Raw genomic sequence first — 18,726 nt, 5'->3', positions numbered from 1 at the left:
GTCGGCGGAATGTCATGTTCACGATTTGACCAGCGTCGAGTCGTCCGGGTCCGTCGGACCGGGCGGTAGCTCCGCATCATCGCCGGGCCCAGCGTGTTTGGCCTTGTTCGCGGGCCACCAGAATGCGCTGCGCTGCAGCACCGACAGTCCGGGTACCAGCATCGGTGCCATCACCAACGAGGCCAGCAGTACCCCGATCGCCACGCCTGCGCCCAGTTCCCTGAGGTTGTCCAGTCCGGTGAGCACGAGTGAAGCAAAGGTCAGTGCGAGGATCGTGCCGGACGCCGCGACGGTGGGGCCGTCGTTGGAGATGGCGATCTGCGCGGCCTTCTGTGGTGAGTGCCCGTTACCGAACTCTTCCCGTAATCGCTCGGCGAGCAGGATGTTGTAGTCCGTCCCGATCGCGATGACGAAGAGATAGAGCACGATCGGCGTGGAGAAGTCGATCCCGACCAACCCCGCACCGTGCAGGAACACGATCACGACCGCGCCGAGAGTCGCGGCAAACGTGAGTCCCACTCCCAGCAGCAGATTGAGTGGGGCGAGAACCGACATGAGCAACAATCCCAGGATCACGCCGACGATGAGAAAGGCCACCGGCATGACGAGCTTGGTGTCGGCGGTGAGTTGGGATCGGACGTCGACGAGCGTCGAGGTCTGACCGCCGACCTCGACCTCTGCATCGGGAACCGAACTGCGTGCCGTGTCGCGTACCGGTCCCTCGACCGTGTCGATCGCGTCCGTCGTGTACGGGCCCTCGGTCAGGATCACGTTCACCAACGCCGCGGTGCCGTCAGTGCTGAGTTTCGGTGGCTCGACTGCTGACACGCCGGGTACTTTGCCGAGATTTGTTGCCAGCGTCGCCAACTCGTCCTGCGGCACGGGGCCGGGTGTTTTCACATATACCTGAGTCGGGCTCAGCGCACCGGGCGGGAGGGATTCGGCGAGGGTGTCGAACGCCTCCTGCGACGGCGTATCCGACGGCATCTCGGCGAGCGTGTCGTACGTGGCCTTGTAGCCAGAACTGAAGACGGCCAACACGATGAGACCGCTGACGACGGCCGCGACCACGATGGCGGGTCGGCGTCCGACGAAACTCCCGAGTGCTCCGTACGGGGATCGCTTGGGTTCGCGGCCGGGCCCGAGCGGCCAGAAGAGGTGTCTGCCGACGATGGTGAACACGGCGGGGATCAGGGTCAGTGCCGTGATCAGCATCAGCGCAACAGCGATGATCAGTCCGGGCGCCATAGAACTCAATGATCCGAGTTTTGCGAGGAACAGGGCAGAGAAGGCGCCGATCACCGTCAGAGCGGACGACGTGATGACCCGGCCGACGACCCTGGTGGACAGGGCGATGGCGTGTGGCGGATTGTCGCCCTGCCGCAGTTCTTCGCGGTAGCGAAAGAGAAGGAAGACGATGTAGTCGGTGCCGACGCCGAACAGTACGACCACCAGGATCGCACTGAGCGAGGTACTCACCTCGAAGTCGAAGGCGCTCGCGGCCATCGCCGTCACGCCTTGCACCGCAGTGAAGACCAGCCCGATGACGACGATCGGCAGGATCGCGATGATCGGGCTGCGGAAGACCAGTCCCAGGGTGAGCAGGATGAGGGCGATCGTGGCGATGGTGATGACCTTGGTGGCGTCGCCGTAGGCGGTGACGGTGTCGACCTCGATGGCAGCGTTACCCGTCAGGCCTGCTTCGAGGTCGGTGCCCTGCAGGGCTTTGTTCGCGTCTGCGCGGACGAGCGGAACCGCGGCGTCGACGTCGTCTTCACCGGGCTGTCCGGCGAAGATGACCTGCAGTGCTGCCACCTTCCCGTCGGGGGAGAACGACGCAGGGCTGCCGACCACCCCCGTCACCCCGGGAATCTTCTCGTTCTGCAGCGTGGTCGCCAAACTCAGGGCCGTCTGTTGGTCCTGCGGCGACATCGGCGCCCCATCGGGCCGGGAGACCACCAGCGAACCGGTGGCTCCGGCGGTTTCCGGAAAGTACTCGTTGCCCAGTTCCTGGGCTTTGATCGACTCGAACGAGCTCGGCAAGAAGTCCTGCTCGTTGCCGCTCGTGTGATCGTCGAGACTCGGTGAGAAGATCGCAATCGCCACAGCCACGAGGACCCAGCCGGCAACAACACGCCACGGATGGCCGACCACGACTCGCGCTATGAATGCGAACATGGGCAGATCCTATTCGGAGCAAGGCGGCGTTGGACTCACTTGTTGTCGGACTGCACCCGCTCCCGAAGTTCTGCCTTGATCACCTTGCCGCCCGCATTGCGTGGCAGCTCAGAGGTGAGCGTGATGTTCCGAGGGCACTTGTACGCCGCGAGATGCGCCCGACACCACTGCTCGATGTCGGCATCAGAGGGGGCAACGGCGTCCGGTCGCGTGACGATCACTGCATGCGGGACCTCGCCCCACCTACTGTCCGGCAGTCCGATGACCGCGACCTCGGCGACTGCCGGATGGGCGGCGATCGTGTTCTCGACCTCTGCGCAATAGATGTTCTCGCCCCCGGAGATGATCATGTCCTTGAGGCGGTCGACCAGAAAGAGGTAGCCGTCCTCGTCTTCACGCACCAGGTCTCCGGAGTGGAACCAGCCGCCCCGGAACGCTGCTGCGTTCTCTTCGGGGTTGTTCCAGTAGCCACTCATGACAGTCGGACCGCGATAGACGATCTCGCCGACCATGCCCTGCGGGACGTCGTTCATGTCGGCGTCGACGACGCGAACCTCGACGTTCAGCAGCGGAGTGCCGATCGATCCGATCTTGCGGGTCGCGTCGGCGCCGCGGAGCACCGTCGTCACGGGGCTGCATTCGGTCTGCCCGAAGGAGGTGCTCAGCTCTGCGCCCGGAAACGTGTCGATCAGGGTGCGCAACAGGGTCGTCGACGCCGGCGCACCGCCCCATGCGATGGCTGTCAACGCGGACAGATCCCGCTCCGCGATCCCCGGCACCGCGCAGACTGCCTGCCATTGCTGCGGAACCAAAAAACAGGACGAGACCTTTTCGCGTTCGAACATATCCACGATGGCCGCGGGATCGAACTCGCGTGACCCGCCGATGACCAGGGTGCCGCCGAGATACACCGAGTGAAGTACGGCGCTGATACCGCCGATGTGGAACAGCGGGGTCGCGGCAAGCCAGACCCGGCACGTGGTCGGCGTACCCGAATGAGCGATGCGGCTCGTCACCTGGACGAAGAGATTGAGATGGCTGAGCACCGCGCCTTTGGGCCGCCCGGTGGTCCCGGAGGTGTACATGATCAGGGCCGGCGATCTCTCGTCCACCGGGGACTCGTGCGCAACGTCGGCGGTGGCCGCCAGTGTGACCGCGTAGTTATCGAACTGTGGGAGGGATGTCGCACGCGCACCCCCGACCACCAGTCCGCCCCGGATACCGCCGGCTCCCGGCAGCGCGGCGGCCGCCACCGATGTGCACTCGGCGTCGACGATGAGGAAGACCGCGCCGCAATCGCTCAGCATGTACTCGATTTCCGCAGCCACACACCGGAAGTTCAGCGGTACCGCGATCGCGCCGATCCGAGTGCAGGCCAGCAACGTCACGACGATCACCGGATGGTTGTGCGCAAGCACCGCGACCCGGTCTCCGGCCCCGATTCCGCGTTCGCCGAATACCCGGGCCAGCCGGCCCGCTTGCTGGTCGAGGTCGCGGTAACTGGTCCCGGTGTCATCGTGGCGGATCGCGGTCGCGTCAGGGGTCCGGCGCGCGTGCCGCGCCACCTGATCGCTGAGCGTCATCCCGCCGCCTGCGGACGGCGAATCTCGAAACTGCATCCTCCACTTGTATCGCGGTGCGGTGGCTAGGCTGGGCCCTTGTGCTGAATTGGTGGTACGCCGGCCCTGCCGCGGGTCGATCCACGCCGTACGACCCCCGACCCGAACGGATCGAATGATGTCTGAATCGACCGATGTCGTCCTTGCCCACACCGAGGGCCACGTCACCACGTGGACCCTGAATCTCCCCGACTCCCGGAACCCGATCTCGGGGGACGATGTGGTGCAGCGGCTGGTCGAGCTGGTGGAGGCAGCGAACACCGACCCGCAGGCCCGGGTGGTGATCCTGACCGGTGCTGGTAGCGCCTTCTCGGCGGGCGGCAACGTCAAGGACATGGTCGACGGCAACGGCATGTTCGGTGGCAAGCCGCATCAGATCTATCAGGGGTACCGGCGGGGCATCCAGAAGCTGGCCCGCGCGGTGTATTCCTGCGAGCTCCCGCTGATCGCGGCGGTGAACGGGCCCGCAGTCGGTGCAGGGTGCGACCTGACACTGATGTGCGACATGAGGATTGCGTCTACCAAAGCGTTTTTCGCCGAGAGCTTTGTCAAACTCGGCATCATTCCCGGCGACGGCGGTGCCTGGTTGCTCCCACGTGCCGTGGGTGCCGCCCGCGCCGCGGAGATGGCATTCACCGGCGATCGGGTCGACGCGGCCACCGCGCTCGAGTGGGGTCTGGTCTCACGGGTGGTGGAACCGGATGAACTGCTCAGCGCTGCAAACGATCTGGCCGCCAGGGTGGCCGTCAACCCGCCCCACGCATTGCGGGCCACAAAGCGACTGCTGCGCGAATCCGGGCGGCAGGACTTCGACGGATTCCTCGAACTGTCCGCGGCGATGCAGGCACTTTCGCACCCCACCGACGATCATCGCGAAGCGCTCGCTGCCTTCGGGGAACGCCGGGTCGGAGAGTTCACCGGTGAGTGAGCTTCCGTCACAGAAACAACTCGACGAGTTACGTGTCGAGGTGCGCGGATTCCTGAATCGTTGTGTGGCAGAGGGTGATTTCACTCCGGCGGTCGATTGCTGGCTGACCGGCTGGGATCCGGATTTCAGTCGGATGCTGGCTGAGCAGGGGTGGCTGGGGATGACCATCCCGGTTGAACTCGGCGGCCACGGGCGGGGATTTCTCGAACGGTTCGTGGTCACCGAAGAACTTCTCGCCGTGGGTGCTCCGGTGGCGGCTCACTGGATCGCCGATCGCCAGGCGGCACCGACGCTCGTGCGGTTCGGCACCGACGCCCAGAAGGCACGCTTCCTGCCCGCCATCACCGCGGGCGAGCTTTTCTGGGCCATCGGGATGAGCGAATCGGAGTCCGGATCGGACCTCGCGAGCGTGCGCACCAAGGCGACCCGGGTCGAGAACGGCTGGACGATCAACGGGACCAAACTGTGGACGTCGGGAGCCCACCTGGCACACGGGTTCTTCGCCCTGGCGAGAACCGAACCGGTCGACCCCGCGAACCGGCATGCGGGACTCAGTCAATTCATCGTGATGCTCGATTCGCCCGGCGTCGAGATCAGTCCGATCATCACGATGGGCGGTGACCACCATTTCAACGAGGTGCGTCTCGACGACGTCTTCGTGCCGGACGACCTGGTCTTGGGAAAGATCGGTGACGGCTGGCATCAGGTGACGTCGGAGCTGGGGTTCGAGCGCAGCGGACCCGAACGTTTCATGTCGACGTTCGGGGTGCTGGCGTCGGCGTGCGACGAGATGTCGGCGGGCCGGCTGCCGGAGGATCCGGCGGTCGGCCGGCTGGCCGCCCGGATGTTCGGTCTGCATCAGCTCTCTCGCAACGTCGCCACCACCCTGTCGCGCGGTGAGGACGCCGACGTCGACGCTGCGGTGGTGAAGATGCTCGGCACGGGCACCGAGGGTGACATCGTGGATCTGTTCGACCTCATGGTCGACGACAGTGCCGGGTGCGGAGAGGATTTCGTGCACCGAGTCGACGTCGGAGTGACCCAGAGGCCCGGCTTCACGTTGCGTGGAGGCACCACCGAAGTGCTCCGCGGTGTGATCGCACGAGGATTGGGGATGCGCTGATGAGTACTCCGAACAACGAACTGGCCGAGCTGCTCTCGTCGCTCTTCGGCCGTCATGAGGATTCGGCGCCGAACTCCGCGGGTATCGATCTGGACCTGTGGGCGACCTTGCGCGAGACCGGGCTCGACCGGCTCACCGGCGGCCCCGACCGGCAGGGCGGCGAGGCCGGATGGGCCGAGTCTGCTCAGCTGCTGCGCGCTGTCGGGATGAACGCGGCCCGGGTGCCGGTTGCCGAGAATGATGTGCTGGCGGGTTGGTTGCTCGACACCGCAGGTATCGCGGCGCGCGACAACGATATTCGTACCGTGGCGGTGCTGGATCACGAGGGGCGATCTGGTGCCGTGCCCTGGGCGGGTGAGGCCGACGAGCTGGTCCTGTTGTGGCGCAGCGGTGATGATTGGCAGGTCGTCCCCCTCGCGCGTTCGCGGGCGCGTATCGAGCCCGGACACAACAGGGCCGGGGAGTCACGCGATGCGGTGGTGGTGGACACCTCAGAACTGGACGGAACCCCGGTGCCCGCGGCGGTGGTGGGTGAACTCCGCTTGCGCGGTGCCCTGACGAGAAGCCACCTGATGGTCGGCGCGATGAGCCGGATCCAGCAGATCGTCATCGAACACGCGGGAGCCCGAGTGCAATTCGGTCGCCCATTGGCGAAGTTCCAGGCGGTACAGCACATGGTCGCCGACCTCGCTGCCGAGACCGCCCTCGCGGATGCCACCACCGACGCAGCGGCCGACCTGGCCGGAACACACGGCTTCGGCGACCCGAGAACGGCGCTGGCGGTCGCGGCGTCGAGATCGGTGACCGGGCACGCCGCCTCGGTGGTGGTGCGAAACGCCCACCAGGTGCTGGGTGCCATCGGCTTCACCCGCGAGCACGACCTGCACCGCTACACCAACCGATTGCTCTCCTGGCGAAGCGAATACGGATCCGTCAGATCATGGGATGACGAGCTGACGCGGGCAGCGTCAGCCGCAGGATCTGAAGGACTTTGGCCTCTGTTGGTGAGTGGCGGCTGAGCGCGCCTGGGCCCGCCTCTGCGTGAGCGGAGGGCTGGGCCGCGCGTGATGCAGAGAGGAACGCGGCGCGAAGCGTCCACGTGACGAACGAAGAACGCGCAACAAGGCCCAGCCTGAAGCGAGCAGTTAGCAGAGCTCTAACACAGTGGCGTTCGCCATGCCGCCTCCCTCGCACATCGACTGCAGACCGTACTGGATCCCTTGTGCGCGCATGCGGTGGATCATCGTGGTCATCAGTCGCGCGCCGGAGCCGCCGAGGGGGTGGCCCAGTGCCATTGCGCCTCCGTCTGGGTTGAGGCGGCTGTAGTCGGCACCGGTGCTGCGTTGCCAGCCCAGTGAGACCGACGCGAACGCTTCGTTGATCTCGAAGGTGCCGATGTCGTCGATCGACATCCCCGCCCGTGCGAGCACTTTGGCGGTCGCGGGGATCGGACCTTTGAGCATGGTGATCGGATCTGCGCCGACGACCGACACCGCGTGGACTCGTGCGATCGGGGTCCAGCCGTAGACCGATGCCAGTTCGCTGGTGGTGATCAGCAGCGCGGCTGAGCCGTCGGAGATCTGCGAGGCGTTGCCTGCGGAGATGACGCCATCCTCTTTGAACGGGGTTTTGAGGCCGGCGAGTTTGTCGAGGCTGCCGCCGCGACGAATGCCCTCGTCGGTGGTGATCACGGTGGTGGTGCCGTCGTCGGCGGTCACGGTGATCGGTGCGATCTGGTCGTCGAAGCGTCCTTCGTCGATGGCGGCTGCGGCTTTTTCGTGGGAGTCGAGGGCGTGCTGATCCAGATCGGTTCGACTCAAGCCGAATTCGTCGGCGATCATCTCTGCACCGATGCCCTGGTTGAACGCGAAATTGTTGTACCGCTCGCGAACCATGGGCCCGAACGGTTTACCGTGTGCGCCTTCTGCTTTCGCCGCACCCATCGGAACCCTCGACATCGACTCCACGCCGCCGGCGACGGCGACGTCGTAGTGGCCGGCGATGACCCCGGCAGCGGCGAGATGCACGGCCTGTTGCGACGATCCGCACTGGCGGTCGACGGTGAAGCCCGGTACCTCTTCCGGCCAGCCCGCTGCGAGTACGGAGTACCGGCCGATGCAACCGGCCTGCTCACCGACCTGCGATACGCATCCCCAGATGACGTCGTCGACCCGGGCGGGATCCAGATTGTTTCGGGCGGCAAGTGCCTGCAACACCTGGGCTGACAAGTCGACTGGATGGAGTCCTGACAGACCGCCGCCGCGTTTGCCGACGGGGCTGCGGACGGCATCGACGATCACTGCATCGCGCATGTGTGTTTCACTCCTCTGTTGCACCGATGATGGGGCCTTGTGGCGGTGCCCACCTGGCGTTTTGCTCGCCAGATCTACCCGTTATCGCCGAATTAGATGCCAAGGGATTTGGCGATGATGGTTTTCATGACCTCGCTGGTGCCGCCGTAGATGCGTGACACCCGTGAGTCGGCGTACAGCCGGGCGATCGGGTATTCGGTGACGTACCCGTAGCCGCCGTGTAGCTGGAGGCATTTGTCGATCACCCGGCCGGCACCTTCGGTGCAGAACAGTTTCGCCTTCGCGGCGTCGGCCACCGAGAGGTCGCCGGAGTCGTGGAGTTCCAATGCCCGATCGGCCATTAGGACGATGGCGTCGACGTCGGTCGCGCATTCGGCCAGGACGAATTTGGTGTTCTGGAATGCGGCCAAGGGCTTGCCGAAGATCGTGCGTTCCTTGACGTAGTTGATCCCGTGCTGCAGTGCCGCCTGCGCGGACGCGGACGCCTGCAGCGCGATGGTGAGCCGTTCCTGGGCGAGGTTGTGGGTCAGATAGTTGAAGCCCTCGCCTTCGTCGCCGAGGCGATCGGTCACGGGAACCCGGACGTTGTCGAAATTCAACTCGGCGGTGTCGGAGGCCTTCAGCCCGATCTTGTCGATCTTGCGACCGACCGAAAAGCCTTCGGACTTCGTGTCGACACAGAGAATCGTCAGGCCGGATCGGCGGTTCTCTTCGGTGCTGGCCGCGGTGCGGCAGACCACAAGGATGAGGTCGGCGAGCGCTCCGCCGGTGATGAACGTCTTACCGCCGTTGAGGATGTAGTGATCGCCCTCTTCGGAGAGTTTGGCGGTGGTGGAGATGTTGGCCAGATCAGATCCGGTTCCGGGTTCGGTCATCGCGATCGCGGTCATGATGTCGCCTGAGACGAAGCCAGGGAGCCAGCGCTTCTTCTGCTCGTCGGTCGCATATTCGACGAGGTACGGCAAGATCAAATTCGAGTGCACCGAGTACGAACCGAAGGTGACGCCCGCGCGGGCCGCCTCTTCGGTGACGACCGCGGTGAACTTGAATGTCTTCGCGCCGCCACCGCCGAACTCCTCCGGAGCCTCGATCCCGAGGATGCCCAGCTCACCGAGCCGGTTGTAGAACTCGCGTGGTGGGTGGCCCTGTTGCTCCCAGTCGTGGTGCACCGGAGCGACCTCGCGACTGATGAAGTCGCGTACGACTTTGCGGAAAGCCTCATGTTCCTCGTCGAACACTGTCCGAAGCACTGCTCCTCCATCCACAGGTGCCCAGGCCGCGACGGTGCGACGCAGGTGCGAATTTGAACTTAGAGCACCTGTGGACGAAGTGAGAGCTGTATCGGTTTTCTCAGCCGAGAGGAATTTGCATGGTGCCGTTGTTGATGCAGCCCTTGCCGGTCTGGAAATCGCCTGCGAAGCCGAGTCCGCCGACGCAGGTCGGTGCGGTTTTGCCGTCCACGGTGACCTCTCCGCCCGGGCCGGCGATACCGATCGAGAGGCCGGGGTTGACGCCCGTCATGTTAACTGTGGCTCCCTCGCCGATGGCGATGGCCGCGGGTCCCGAGAAGTTGTCGCCGGTCACGCTGGCCTCGCCACCGTCGATGGTGATGGCGAGCGTGAGCCCGGTCGGGCCGGAGCTGACGATGCACTGGTCGGTGGATGACGCCTGGCCGGGGAGGCCGGGGCAGATGGACACCTGCGGCGGCGCCGCTGAGGCTGCGGGGGCGGCGGCAAAGGCCAGTGCGGCGGCGCCGGCTGTGGCTCCGAGAACACCCAAGGTTGTACGCGCGATTCGAATCATCTGAACTCTCCTCATCATGTGCGGTTTAGCAGGCCTCTGTTATTCGAAGCCCCACCTGATAGGGATGGTTCCTAAACTATTGATTTTCTAAACTACCGCTGACGTTCAACCCTGCCTGCGCGGCGAGTGAGTCGAGCATCTGCTGGGCAACCCAGCCGAGTGAACTCACGTCGTGGGGCAGCGCGGCCTGCTCGTAACCGATGAGGATGTAGATCGCCCAGCTGGCGAATCCCTGCGCCTTGTCGACGTCGCCCAGTAGGTCGAGCGCTGATTCGTAGACGATGGCGTAGCGGTTCTTGTCCACTTCTTCTTGGATGGGCCGGACCTCGGGGCTCACACTGCTCCAGGTACGAATCGCCGCTTCGGCGCCGTGCGGGAGAGCCAGCCCCACCTGGATGAGGAGGCTGACGCGCTCGAAGGGGTCGGTGATGGCCCGTGCGGCCTCCATCTGCCGGACCGTTCGGGTTTTGAGCCAGTACTGGAGCAGCGCGTCGGTGTAGGCGCCCCAGTTCTTGAAGAAGTGGTAGAAGGATCCCGTGGTGACACCGAGGCGGTTGCACACCTCGGAAAGCTTCAGGTCTCCGTATCCCTCGTTGGCGAGGATGTCGAGCCCGGTCTCGAAATACGCGTCGCGCGACGCCGGCGTTCCCATGACTATTCGATCGAGAATCCGAAGGCGTCGCTGCCCTTGGTGCAGCGTGACAGCACTCCCCGGGTCTGCGACGGGCCGCAATCCCAACCGCTGACCTGCTGCGGACTGCCGGTAGCGATCTTTGGGCTGTATTCCTTTGCGATCGGCATCACAACAGCGCAGTCCACAGAACCTCCAGGAAAAATGACGACGTGCAAGGCACCGTCGGGGCCGTTCACAGTCTCGCACCGGGTGCCCTCGACGTCGGGCAGTTTCTTCGAATCGGGTATGGACGTCGCCGGCGGAAGCGACGGTCCGGGTACTGCGGGGGCATTGGAATTCTCGGCGGACGCGGTGCGGCTCGGGCTGGTGCCCGCGGGCGCCGAAGACACAGGTTGCGTCGTGTCGGCGGGCGTTTCCGACGCGGTCGAATCGTCTCCGCCGCAGGCGGTCAGTGCGGCCATGAGGCCCCCGACCATCACGGCTCCTCCGATGGATCGGGCCAGACGTGTGCGCATGCCGTCAACCGTATCGAACGAAGCGCGGGTGAGTGACGTTCGGTGACCGTGGCAGTCATGTGTGAGGCCGGTCATAGCGACGGGAGTGAGTGACTGATTCGACAATATTGCATGGGCAGGAAAATTTGCATGGCTCTGCAAGTTCCGTACTCTGGCAGTCATGCAACAGATGGGTCTACGTGAATCGAAGAAGGCAGCCACCCGGCTGGCCTTGGCGACCGCGGTACTTCGTCACGCGGCGGATGGCGGACTCGAGTCGGTCTCTGTCGACACGGTCGCAGCAGAAGAGGGTGTTTCGACGAGAACCTTCCACAACTACTTCTCGGGCAAAGACGATGCGCTGATCTACTTCGTCGGCGTCATGCTCGATCGCATGGCCGACCTCATCGAGTCGCGTCCGTCCGACGACAACCTCTGGGACGTGGTCGAATACGCCCTCACCGAGATCGCCTGTGACCCGGAGGCAGAAGCGGGCCAGTTCATGACGCTGATCCGGCTGCTCGAAAGCGACCCGGCGTTGGCCGAGCACAAGCACAGCGACGCGATGGTCAGCGTGCAAAAGGACCGGTTCGAGGAAGTCCTGAGCACTCGCGGTCAGACCACCGAACTCGGACTGTTCGAGCGGCTTGTCTTCACGAACGCGTTGTGCACGCTGCGGGTAGCGCTGGAGATGTGGACAGAGGACATCGACACCGGCTGCGTCGGTACGCAGACGGCGCACGGCGTCGACAGGGACGGCGACCTGCGGCAGTTCCTCGGCGAGGCATTTCGCATGACCAAGAGCGGACTGGGCGGCCCGGTGCCGGCACACAACTGACCGATCGTCGCATCTGCGGCGTCGACGACAACCTCCCCGAACAAACCTGAACGGAAGGACCAGCACGTGGCCACATATCTCTATCGAATAGGCAAGTGGGCCTATTTGAACAAATTCAAGATGATCGCGATCTGGTTGCTGGTGCTGGTCGGGATGGGAGTCGCCGCCGCGACGCTGTCGAAGCCCACATCCGAGAGCTTCTCGATCCCGGGCATCCCCTCGGAGAAGGCACAGACCCAGATGGTCGAGGCCTTTCCGGAGAAGCCGAAATTCGACGAGAACGTCTCGGTCAAGTACGTCATCAAGGCTCCTGCCGGTGCGAACCTGACCGAGCCGCAATATCAGGCTGCGATCAACACCATGGTCGAGCAGATGAAGCAGTTCGACAAAGCGAAGGCCCCCGAGGAGTCGATCGCGAATCCGTTCGACACCTATGGAACGAAGGACAATCCGGGTCCCGGCCGCGACGCGGTGATCGAGTACCAAGAACAGACGTTCGGGAAGTCGCCCGCATCGGCCGAGGCTGATGCGCAGGCCAGTTCACCGATCAACCAAGATGCAACCATCGCTCAACTCGGAGCGGCCTTCGACGTCGAGGCGGCAGCAGATGTCTCCTCCACAGCACACACCCAGATGGAGGACGTGGCGAACTCGGCGCGGGCCAGCGGTCTGACGGTCGAGATGTCGGGTACGGCGTTGCCGCAGCCGGCGATCGGGTTCACCTCCGAACTGATCGGTATGGGCGTCGGCGCGATCGTGATGATCCTGACCTTCGCCTCGCTCGTGGCCTGGGGCATGCCACTGATCACCGCACTCGTCGGCGTCATCATCGGAATGCTCGGTGTCACCGCGGCGACGTTCTTCTTCGACCTGAGCTCGGAGACCCCGATCCTCGCGACGATGATCGGACTGGCCGTCGGTATCGACTACGCCCTGTTCATCGTCTCGCGGTACCGGCATGAGGTGCACACCTCGAAGAGCCGCGCCGAAGCGGCCGGAAAGGCCGTGGGCACAGCGGGTTCGGCAGTCGTTTTCGCCGGTGCGACCGTGTTCATCGCGCTTGCGGCCCTGTTCATCGTGAACATCCCGTTCCTGACCGCCATGGGTCTGGCTGCTGCCGGCACCGTGTTGGTGGCCGTGTTGGTGGCACTTACCCTGCTGCCCGCGATCCTGGGTGTCTTCGGCAACAAGGTGTTCGCCGGACGGCTCAAGTTCCTCAACCCGCCGGACGTCACGCCGCACGACCCGGCCCGTCGCCACAACGGTCAGCGCTGGGTGAACCAGGTCGTCAAGCGTCCCGCGATCTTCGTGATCGGGTCGATCGTGATCCTCGGCTTGCTCGCCATCCCGATCGGTGGACTCAAGCTCGGCCTGCCGAACGACGGCAACGGAGATCCGAGCACCACTCAGCGCAAGGCCTACGATTTGGTGGCCGAGGGCTTCGGTCCGGGCCAGAACAACCCGTTCGTGGTGGTCGCCGACGGCAGCGGTATCGCCGACGAAGGCCAGCGGATCGAGGCCTTCGACGGCCTCGTGAACCAGATCAAGGGCGTCGATGATGTCGCCACCGCGATGATCAGCCCGGGAGACCTCAACGAGGCGAAAGACACCGCGATCATCTCGGTGCTCCCGGCCAGCGCCTCCGGCGACGATGCCACCCAGCAGTTGGTGAAGGATCTGCGTGGGCTCGAGTCGAGTGTCGCCGACGACACCGGCCTGACCTACGGCGTGACCGGTCAGACCGCCATCGAGATCGACGTGTCGGACCAGTTGTCCTCGGCGCTCATCCCGTACCTGATCGTCGTGGTCGGGCTGGCCTTCATCCTGTTGATGATCGTCTTCCGGTCGATCCTGGTTCCGCTCACCGCCGCGCTGGGCTTCTTGCTCAGCATCGGTGCGACCTTCGGCGCCACGGTGGCGATCTTCACCAACGGTGACTTCGGTCTGGTGGGCAACCCACAACCGCTGGTCAGCTTCCTGCCCATCATCCTGATCGGCATCGTGTTCGGTCTCGCGATGGACTACCAGGTGTTCCTGGTGAGTCGAATGCGTGAGGCGTACATACACGGAACGCCGGCCAAGGAGGCTGTGATCAGCGGGTTCAGTCACTCGTCTCGGGTGGTCGCTGCCGCTGCAGCCATCATGATCTCGGTGTTCGCAGCGTTCATGCTGCAGGACATGGTGTTCATCAAGGCGATCGGTTTCGCGCTCGCCGTGGCAGTGGTCTTCGACGCCTTCATCGTCCGGATGACCCTGATCCCGGCAGTGCTCGCCATGCTCGGCGACAAGGCGTGGTGGCTGCCGAAGTGGCTGGACAAGATCTTGCCGAACGTCGACATCGAAGGCGAGAAGCTGAACAAGACCCTCGCCGCTGAGCAGGAGGCGTCGGACGAGCGAGAGGCATTGAAGGTCTGATCGATTGCCGAGCGTTTTGCCGGGCAGGGCCACTGACTGGGAAGATGCATCGGTGAGTGATACCGATCAAGGTCCCGACCGTACATTTACGGTCGGGACCTCTTTGTCTGGCACCCTCGGCCGTACGGGGGTGATCAGCACCCCGCACGGTCAGATCAACACCCCCGCCTTCGTGCCGGTCGGTACCAAGGCGACCGTGAAAACGGTTGTACCCGAGGCCGTGCGCGACCTGGGGGCGCAGGCGGTGCTCGCCAACGCGTATCACCTGTACCTGCAGCCGGGCCCGGACATCATCGATGAGGCGGGTGGGCTCGGGAAGTTCATGAACTGGCCCGGACCCACCTATACCGACAGCGGTGGATTTCAGGTGATGTCGCTCGGTGCCGGGTTCAAGAAGGTCATCGCCATGGACGTCACCGGTATGCAGAACGACGAGGTGATTGCCGAGGGCAAGGAGCGCCTGGCCAGGGTGGACGACGACGGCGTCACCTTCAAGTCGCATCTGGACGGGTCCACCCACCGGTTCACTCCCGAGATATCGATGCAGATCCAGCACCAACTCGGTGCCGACATCATCTTCGGGTTCGATGAGCTGACCACGTTGATGAATACCCGTGCCTATCAGGAGACCTCGCTCGAGCGCACCCGGTTGTGGGCGATTCGCTGTCTGGCCGAGCACAATCGGCTCACCGCGGCACGTGCTCACCGGCCGGTGCAGTCGCTGTGGGGTGTGATCCAAGGGGCCCAGTACGAGGACCTGCGCCGCAAGGCGGCCCGTGACCTGAGGGCGATGAGCGACATCGACGTCGCCGAGGGCGGGCGGGGTTTCGGCGGCTACGGCATCGGGGGCGCGCTGGAAAAGCAGAACCTGGGGACGATCGTCCGCTGGGTCAACGAAGAACTGCCGGAGGACAAAGCGCGGCATCTGCTGGGTATCAGTGAACCCGACGACATCTTCACCGCGATCGAAAGTGGCATCGACACCTTCGACTGTGTGTCGCCGTCGCGGGTGGCGCGCAACGGGGCGATTTATTCACTCGATGGTCGCTACAACGTCACAAATAGTCGATTCCGCCGCGACTTCAGGCCGCTGGACCCTGAGATGGACAACTACACAACGCAATACACCCGCGCCTACATCCATCATCTCTTCAAAGCCAAAGAAGGCCTGGCGGCCACGCTGTGCACCATCCACAATGAACATTTCATCGTGACGTTGGTGGAGCGGGCCCGCCAGGCCATCATCGATGGCACCTACTACGAGTACCGGGACGAGTTCCTTCGCCGGTACTACGCGGGTGCCGAGAAGGCGTGAACTATCCGGTGCGGACGACGGTGGTTCCGCCGGCGAACTTGTCGTGCCAGCCCTGGTTCCGGGGGTCACCATTGATGGTGACGGCGATGGCGATCACCAGACCCAGCCAGATGAGGCCGAAGATGAACCCGAGGAAGATGATCGGCAGCGACGACAGGACGCCGAGCAGCATCCAGCTGTTGCGCTTGGCTGATTCGTCCGTTGTCGGCACCCCGCCCTGAGCGCCGACGACCTTGAGTTTGAGCAGCTTCTTACCGACGGTGGTGCCCTGCTTCTGCGTCTCGAAGTACACGAAGTAGAGGAAACCGGCGAACGCGAGCACGATCGAGACGAGCAGTGCCACGACCCATGGCGCCGACCAGAACAGCACCAGGTTGATGACGTAGACCGGAATGCCGACCACAAGCGAGTCGATGACACGGGCTCCGAAGCGAACCCCGAGGCCTGCCGTCTCGCCGACACCGGCAACGGCGCCGGGCTGTCCGTACTGTCCGGCGTTCACCGGCGGGGCCGGGGGCGGGAACCCTCCCTGCTGTGGGGGCGGCGGGTAGCTGCCCTGCGGTGGCGGGTAGTTGCCCTGCGGCGGTGGCGGATAAGCACCGGGGGGCGGACCTGCCGGCCCGCCCTTGCCCAGATCCGGGCCTTGGGGATTGCCGGCGGGATTCGTGGGGTCGGGGCCTGGGTACTGCGGTCCACTCATGTCGTGTGATCCTCTCACGCGAAGTCGCTGCTCCGCGGTTCGCCGATGTGTGGTGTGAGTGTAAACCGGACAACCCTGCGATGCCTCCGGATTCGTGCCCGGGAGCGCCCCAGGGACGTGGTGTTCGTCAACCCTGAGGCAGCATCATCATCGGCGTAAGTGCTGGTGAGGCGGTCTGGCGTCCGCCCCACATCCGCCGGTGCGGTGGCCGAGTGCGGTTATTCGCGCCGTGAACCGAATGCCGGTGAAGTTCTGTTGTCCGAATGACTTCACGGGCGAGAAAATGCCCTAGGCCGATCGGTTCGGGCCCTGGGCGCGGGCTCCGTTAGCGAAAGGGACCGGCTCGAAGAGCTTTTCGCGCCTGCCGTTCGGCGTGTGGCCGATATGGTTATCGCGTGCTCGGGGCACATCCTGTGGCCCGGCCGGCAGCTGCATTGCAGCGACAACGACACAGGAAGTCTTGATGACCAGCAACGAACCCCCGAATGACGACGGTCCGACTCTGAACAAGCCGGATGGCTCGAACCCGCCGCCACCACCGCCCGGTGGCTATCCGCAGCAGGGCGGCAATTACCCACCCCCGCAAGGGAGCTATCCACCGCCGCAGGGCAACTACCCACCGCCTCAGGGCAGCTACCCGCCGCCGGCCGGCGGTTACCCGCCGCCCGGACAGGGGCCGGGCGGATTCCCACCGCCACCGCCGTACGGCGGTCCGGGTCAGCCGGGATTCGCTGGTCAGCCGGGTTTCGGGGGTCAGCCGGCCACGGTGAGCGTCGGTGACGCGCTCGGCTACGGCTGGGCACGCTTCAAGGGCAACGCCGGCGTCTGGATCGGCATGTGCCTGATCGCCGTCGTGGTGTCGGGCGTGATCAATGCGGCGTTCAGCTGGGACAGATACACCAACTCGGACGATCTGACCGTATCCGCCAGCTTCTCGCTCCTCAGCATCATCGGGTCGCTGGTGTCGGTCATCGTGTCGATCATCTTCCAGGCGGCGTTCACCCGCGGTGCGCTCAGCGAAACCGACGGTGTCAAGCCGGGTTTCGGCGACTTCTTCCGATTCAAGGCCCTGGCCCCGGTTTTCGGCGTCGCCATCCTGGTCGGATTGATCAACGCGGTCGCGTTCATCCTCTGTTTCCTTCCGGTCCTCATCACCGGTTATCTGCTCTGGTACTCGCTGACGTTCGTGATCGATCGTGACCTCGATCCGATCGCTGCGATCAAGGCGAGTTTCAAGTTGACGACGGAGAATGTGGGCCAGCTTCTCCCACTTGCACTGGTTTGCGTGCTGTTGAACATCGGCGGGGCCATCCTGTGCCTCGTCGGCCTGCTCGTCACCATCCCGGTCACCTTGCTGGCCGGTGTCTACGCATACCGCGTGCTCACCGGTGGACCGGTGGCTCCCGTAGCCGCCTGACTCCTCAGCACAGTTCGGCCGGTTCGATTCGCCACGGATGCTTCGGCAGCGTCTGCGGATCGAACCGGCCGAGCATCGTTTGTGCTGAGATGCGCTCACCCGGTCCGCCGAGTCCCAGGGATTCGGCGATCAGTGACAAGACCTGCTGCGCATCCACGCCAGTGCGCGCCAAGTCCTCGAGCGTCACTGCGCCGTCCCGCTTGGCCAGTCGTTTCCCGTCGGTGTTCAGTACCAGTGGTACGTGGGCATACGTGACGGCCGGAAGGCCCAGCAGGTCTGCGAGATAACTCTGCCGAGGTGCCGAGCTGAGCAGATCGTCCCCCCGCACCACCTGGTCGACGCCTTGGGCGTCGTCATCGATGACGACCGCAAGGTTGTACGCGACCACCCCGTCACCCCGCCGGAGCACGAAGTCGTCGATTGCACCCGTATACGGACCCTGGACGGTGTCGACGACCGTGAACTCGTCACGGTCACAACGCAGTCTGATGGCGGGTGGGCGGCCTGCGTCGATTTTCGCCTGACGGGCGGAGGCACTCAGATCGCGGCAGGTCCCGGGGTAGGCGCCCGCCGCGGCGTGTGGCGCGCTCGGTGCTTCCAGGATCTCGCGTCGGGTGCAGAAGCACTCGTAGGTCAGCCCGCGCTCGCGGAGGTCGTTGATGACGGCGTCGTAATGGGGCAGTCGCTGCGACTGGCGCATCACAGGCGAGTCCCACTCGATTCCGACCTTCGCGAGATCGTCGAGCTGTCGCTGCTCCGATCCTGGGCGGACTCGATCGAGATCCTCCACCCGCATCATGAACGCGCGGTCGGTGGTGCGTGCAAACATCCAGGCCAACAAGGCAGTCCGGAGGTTTCCCAGGTGCAGGTCGCCTGACGGTGACGGTGCGTAGCGTCCGGCAGGGCGTTTTTCCACGGTTCCGACCCTACAAGTGGAAGGATGGTTCATC

The 18,726-nt window shown here is 64.6% G+C and carries 16 protein-coding genes; 7 read left to right on the top strand and 9 right to left on the bottom strand.

What is annotated here, in order from left to right; genetic code table 11:
* Positions 1–18: 18 nt before the first annotated feature.
* Entirely contained in the window at positions 19–2,178 is a 2,160-nt protein-coding gene (locus tag DFR67_RS15375) for an MMPL family transporter (RefSeq protein WP_110470351.1), read from the bottom strand.
* 35 nt (positions 2,179–2,213) lie between these two features.
* Complete coding sequence (locus DFR67_RS15370; RefSeq protein WP_211325061.1) at positions 2,214–3,797, bottom strand: long-chain-fatty-acid--CoA ligase; 1,584 nt, start codon at positions 3,795–3,797, stop codon at positions 2,214–2,216.
* A 118-nt stretch (positions 3,798–3,915) separates the two neighbouring features.
* Here DFR67_RS15370 and DFR67_RS15365 point away from each other — a divergent pair, with 118 nt between their 5' ends.
* The 3 genes from DFR67_RS15365 to DFR67_RS15355 are packed head-to-tail and all read left to right on the top strand — an operon-like array spanning position 3,916 to position 6,867.
* Positions 3,916–4,725, top strand: a complete 810-nt coding sequence (locus DFR67_RS15365; protein WP_110470439.1) for a crotonase/enoyl-CoA hydratase family protein — start codon at positions 3,916–3,918, stop codon at positions 4,723–4,725.
* Positions 4,718–5,848: an acyl-CoA dehydrogenase family protein gene (locus DFR67_RS15360; protein WP_110470349.1), complete on the top strand. Its 1,131-nt coding sequence runs from the start codon at positions 4,718–4,720 to the stop codon at positions 5,846–5,848. The genes DFR67_RS15365 and DFR67_RS15360 overlap by 8 nt, the downstream gene beginning before the upstream one ends.
* Complete coding sequence (locus tag DFR67_RS15355) at positions 5,848–6,867, top strand: acyl-CoA dehydrogenase family protein (RefSeq protein ID WP_110470348.1); 1,020 nt, start codon at positions 5,848–5,850, stop codon at positions 6,865–6,867. The genes DFR67_RS15360 and DFR67_RS15355 overlap by 1 nt, the downstream gene beginning before the upstream one ends.
* A 126-nt stretch (positions 6,868–6,993) precedes the next feature.
* On the opposite strand, the gene DFR67_RS15350 is transcribed toward DFR67_RS15355, so the two are convergent.
* The 5 genes from DFR67_RS15350 to DFR67_RS15330 all read right to left on the bottom strand — a co-directional run bounded on the left by DFR67_RS15350 (position 6,994) and on the right by DFR67_RS15330 (position 11,112).
* The gene (locus DFR67_RS15350) at positions 6,994–8,160 is read right to left on the bottom strand and encodes a thiolase family protein (protein ID WP_110470347.1); all 1,167 of its coding nucleotides are present in this window, start codon (positions 8,158–8,160) and stop codon (positions 6,994–6,996) included.
* Between the two features lie 92 nt (positions 8,161–8,252).
* Entirely contained in the window at positions 8,253–9,410 is a 1,158-nt protein-coding gene (locus DFR67_RS15345) for an acyl-CoA dehydrogenase family protein (protein WP_110470438.1), read from the bottom strand.
* Positions 9,411–9,510: 100 nt separating this feature from the next.
* On the bottom strand, positions 9,511–9,963 hold the full coding sequence (locus DFR67_RS15340; protein ID WP_110470437.1) for a DUF6764 family protein: 453 nt from the start codon (positions 9,961–9,963) through the stop codon (positions 9,511–9,513).
* Positions 9,964–10,039: 76 nt separating this feature from the next.
* On the bottom strand, positions 10,040–10,615 hold the full coding sequence (locus tag DFR67_RS15335; protein WP_110470346.1) for a TetR/AcrR family transcriptional regulator: 576 nt from the start codon (positions 10,613–10,615) through the stop codon (positions 10,040–10,042).
* 2 nt (positions 10,616–10,617) lie between these two features.
* Positions 10,618–11,112, bottom strand: coding sequence for a hypothetical protein (locus DFR67_RS15330; RefSeq protein ID WP_146240450.1), 495 nt, complete (start codon positions 11,110–11,112; stop codon positions 10,618–10,620).
* 160 nt (positions 11,113–11,272) lie between these two features.
* Here DFR67_RS15330 and DFR67_RS15325 point away from each other — a divergent pair, with 160 nt between their 5' ends.
* From DFR67_RS15325 to tgt, 3 genes are all read left to right on the top strand, one after another.
* On the top strand, positions 11,273–11,929 hold the full coding sequence (locus tag DFR67_RS15325; protein WP_110470344.1) for a TetR/AcrR family transcriptional regulator: 657 nt from the start codon (positions 11,273–11,275) through the stop codon (positions 11,927–11,929).
* Positions 11,930–11,995: 66 nt separating this feature from the next.
* Positions 11,996–14,344 carry an MMPL family transporter gene (locus tag DFR67_RS15320; RefSeq protein ID WP_110470343.1) on the top strand — a complete coding sequence of 783 codons (2,349 nt, stop codon included), beginning with the start codon at positions 11,996–11,998 and terminating at the stop codon, positions 14,342–14,344.
* A gap of 52 nt (positions 14,345–14,396) precedes the next feature.
* Positions 14,397–15,659, top strand: a complete 1,263-nt coding sequence (gene tgt, locus DFR67_RS15315) for a tRNA guanosine(34) transglycosylase Tgt (protein ID WP_110470436.1) — start codon at positions 14,397–14,399, stop codon at positions 15,657–15,659.
* Position 15,660: 1 nt separating this feature from the next.
* On the opposite strand, the gene DFR67_RS15310 is transcribed toward tgt, so the two are convergent.
* Positions 15,661–16,359: an RDD family protein gene (locus DFR67_RS15310; protein WP_110470342.1), complete on the bottom strand. Its 699-nt coding sequence runs from the start codon at positions 16,357–16,359 to the stop codon at positions 15,661–15,663.
* 463 nt (positions 16,360–16,822) lie between these two features.
* On the opposite strand from DFR67_RS15310, the gene DFR67_RS15305 reads away from it, so the two are divergent.
* Positions 16,823–17,776 (top strand): DUF2189 domain-containing protein, encoded by a 954-nt coding sequence (locus DFR67_RS15305; protein WP_110470341.1) that lies wholly within the window; start codon positions 16,823–16,825, stop codon positions 17,774–17,776.
* 4 nt (positions 17,777–17,780) lie between these two features.
* Here DFR67_RS15305 and gluQRS read toward each other — a convergent pair whose 3' ends face one another.
* Positions 17,781–18,725 carry a tRNA glutamyl-Q(34) synthetase GluQRS gene (gene gluQRS, locus DFR67_RS15300; RefSeq protein ID WP_110470340.1) on the bottom strand — a complete coding sequence of 315 codons (945 nt, stop codon included), beginning with the start codon at positions 18,723–18,725 and terminating at the stop codon, positions 17,781–17,783.
* Between the last annotated feature and the right edge of the window lies 1 nt (position 18,726).

Source organism: Williamsia limnetica (assembly GCF_003217475.1).
GTDB lineage: Bacteria > Actinomycetota > Actinomycetes > Mycobacteriales > Mycobacteriaceae > Williamsia > Williamsia limnetica.
Note: the sequence above shows the minus strand (reverse complement) of the source record. Positions and strands in the feature narration are given on the sequence as shown.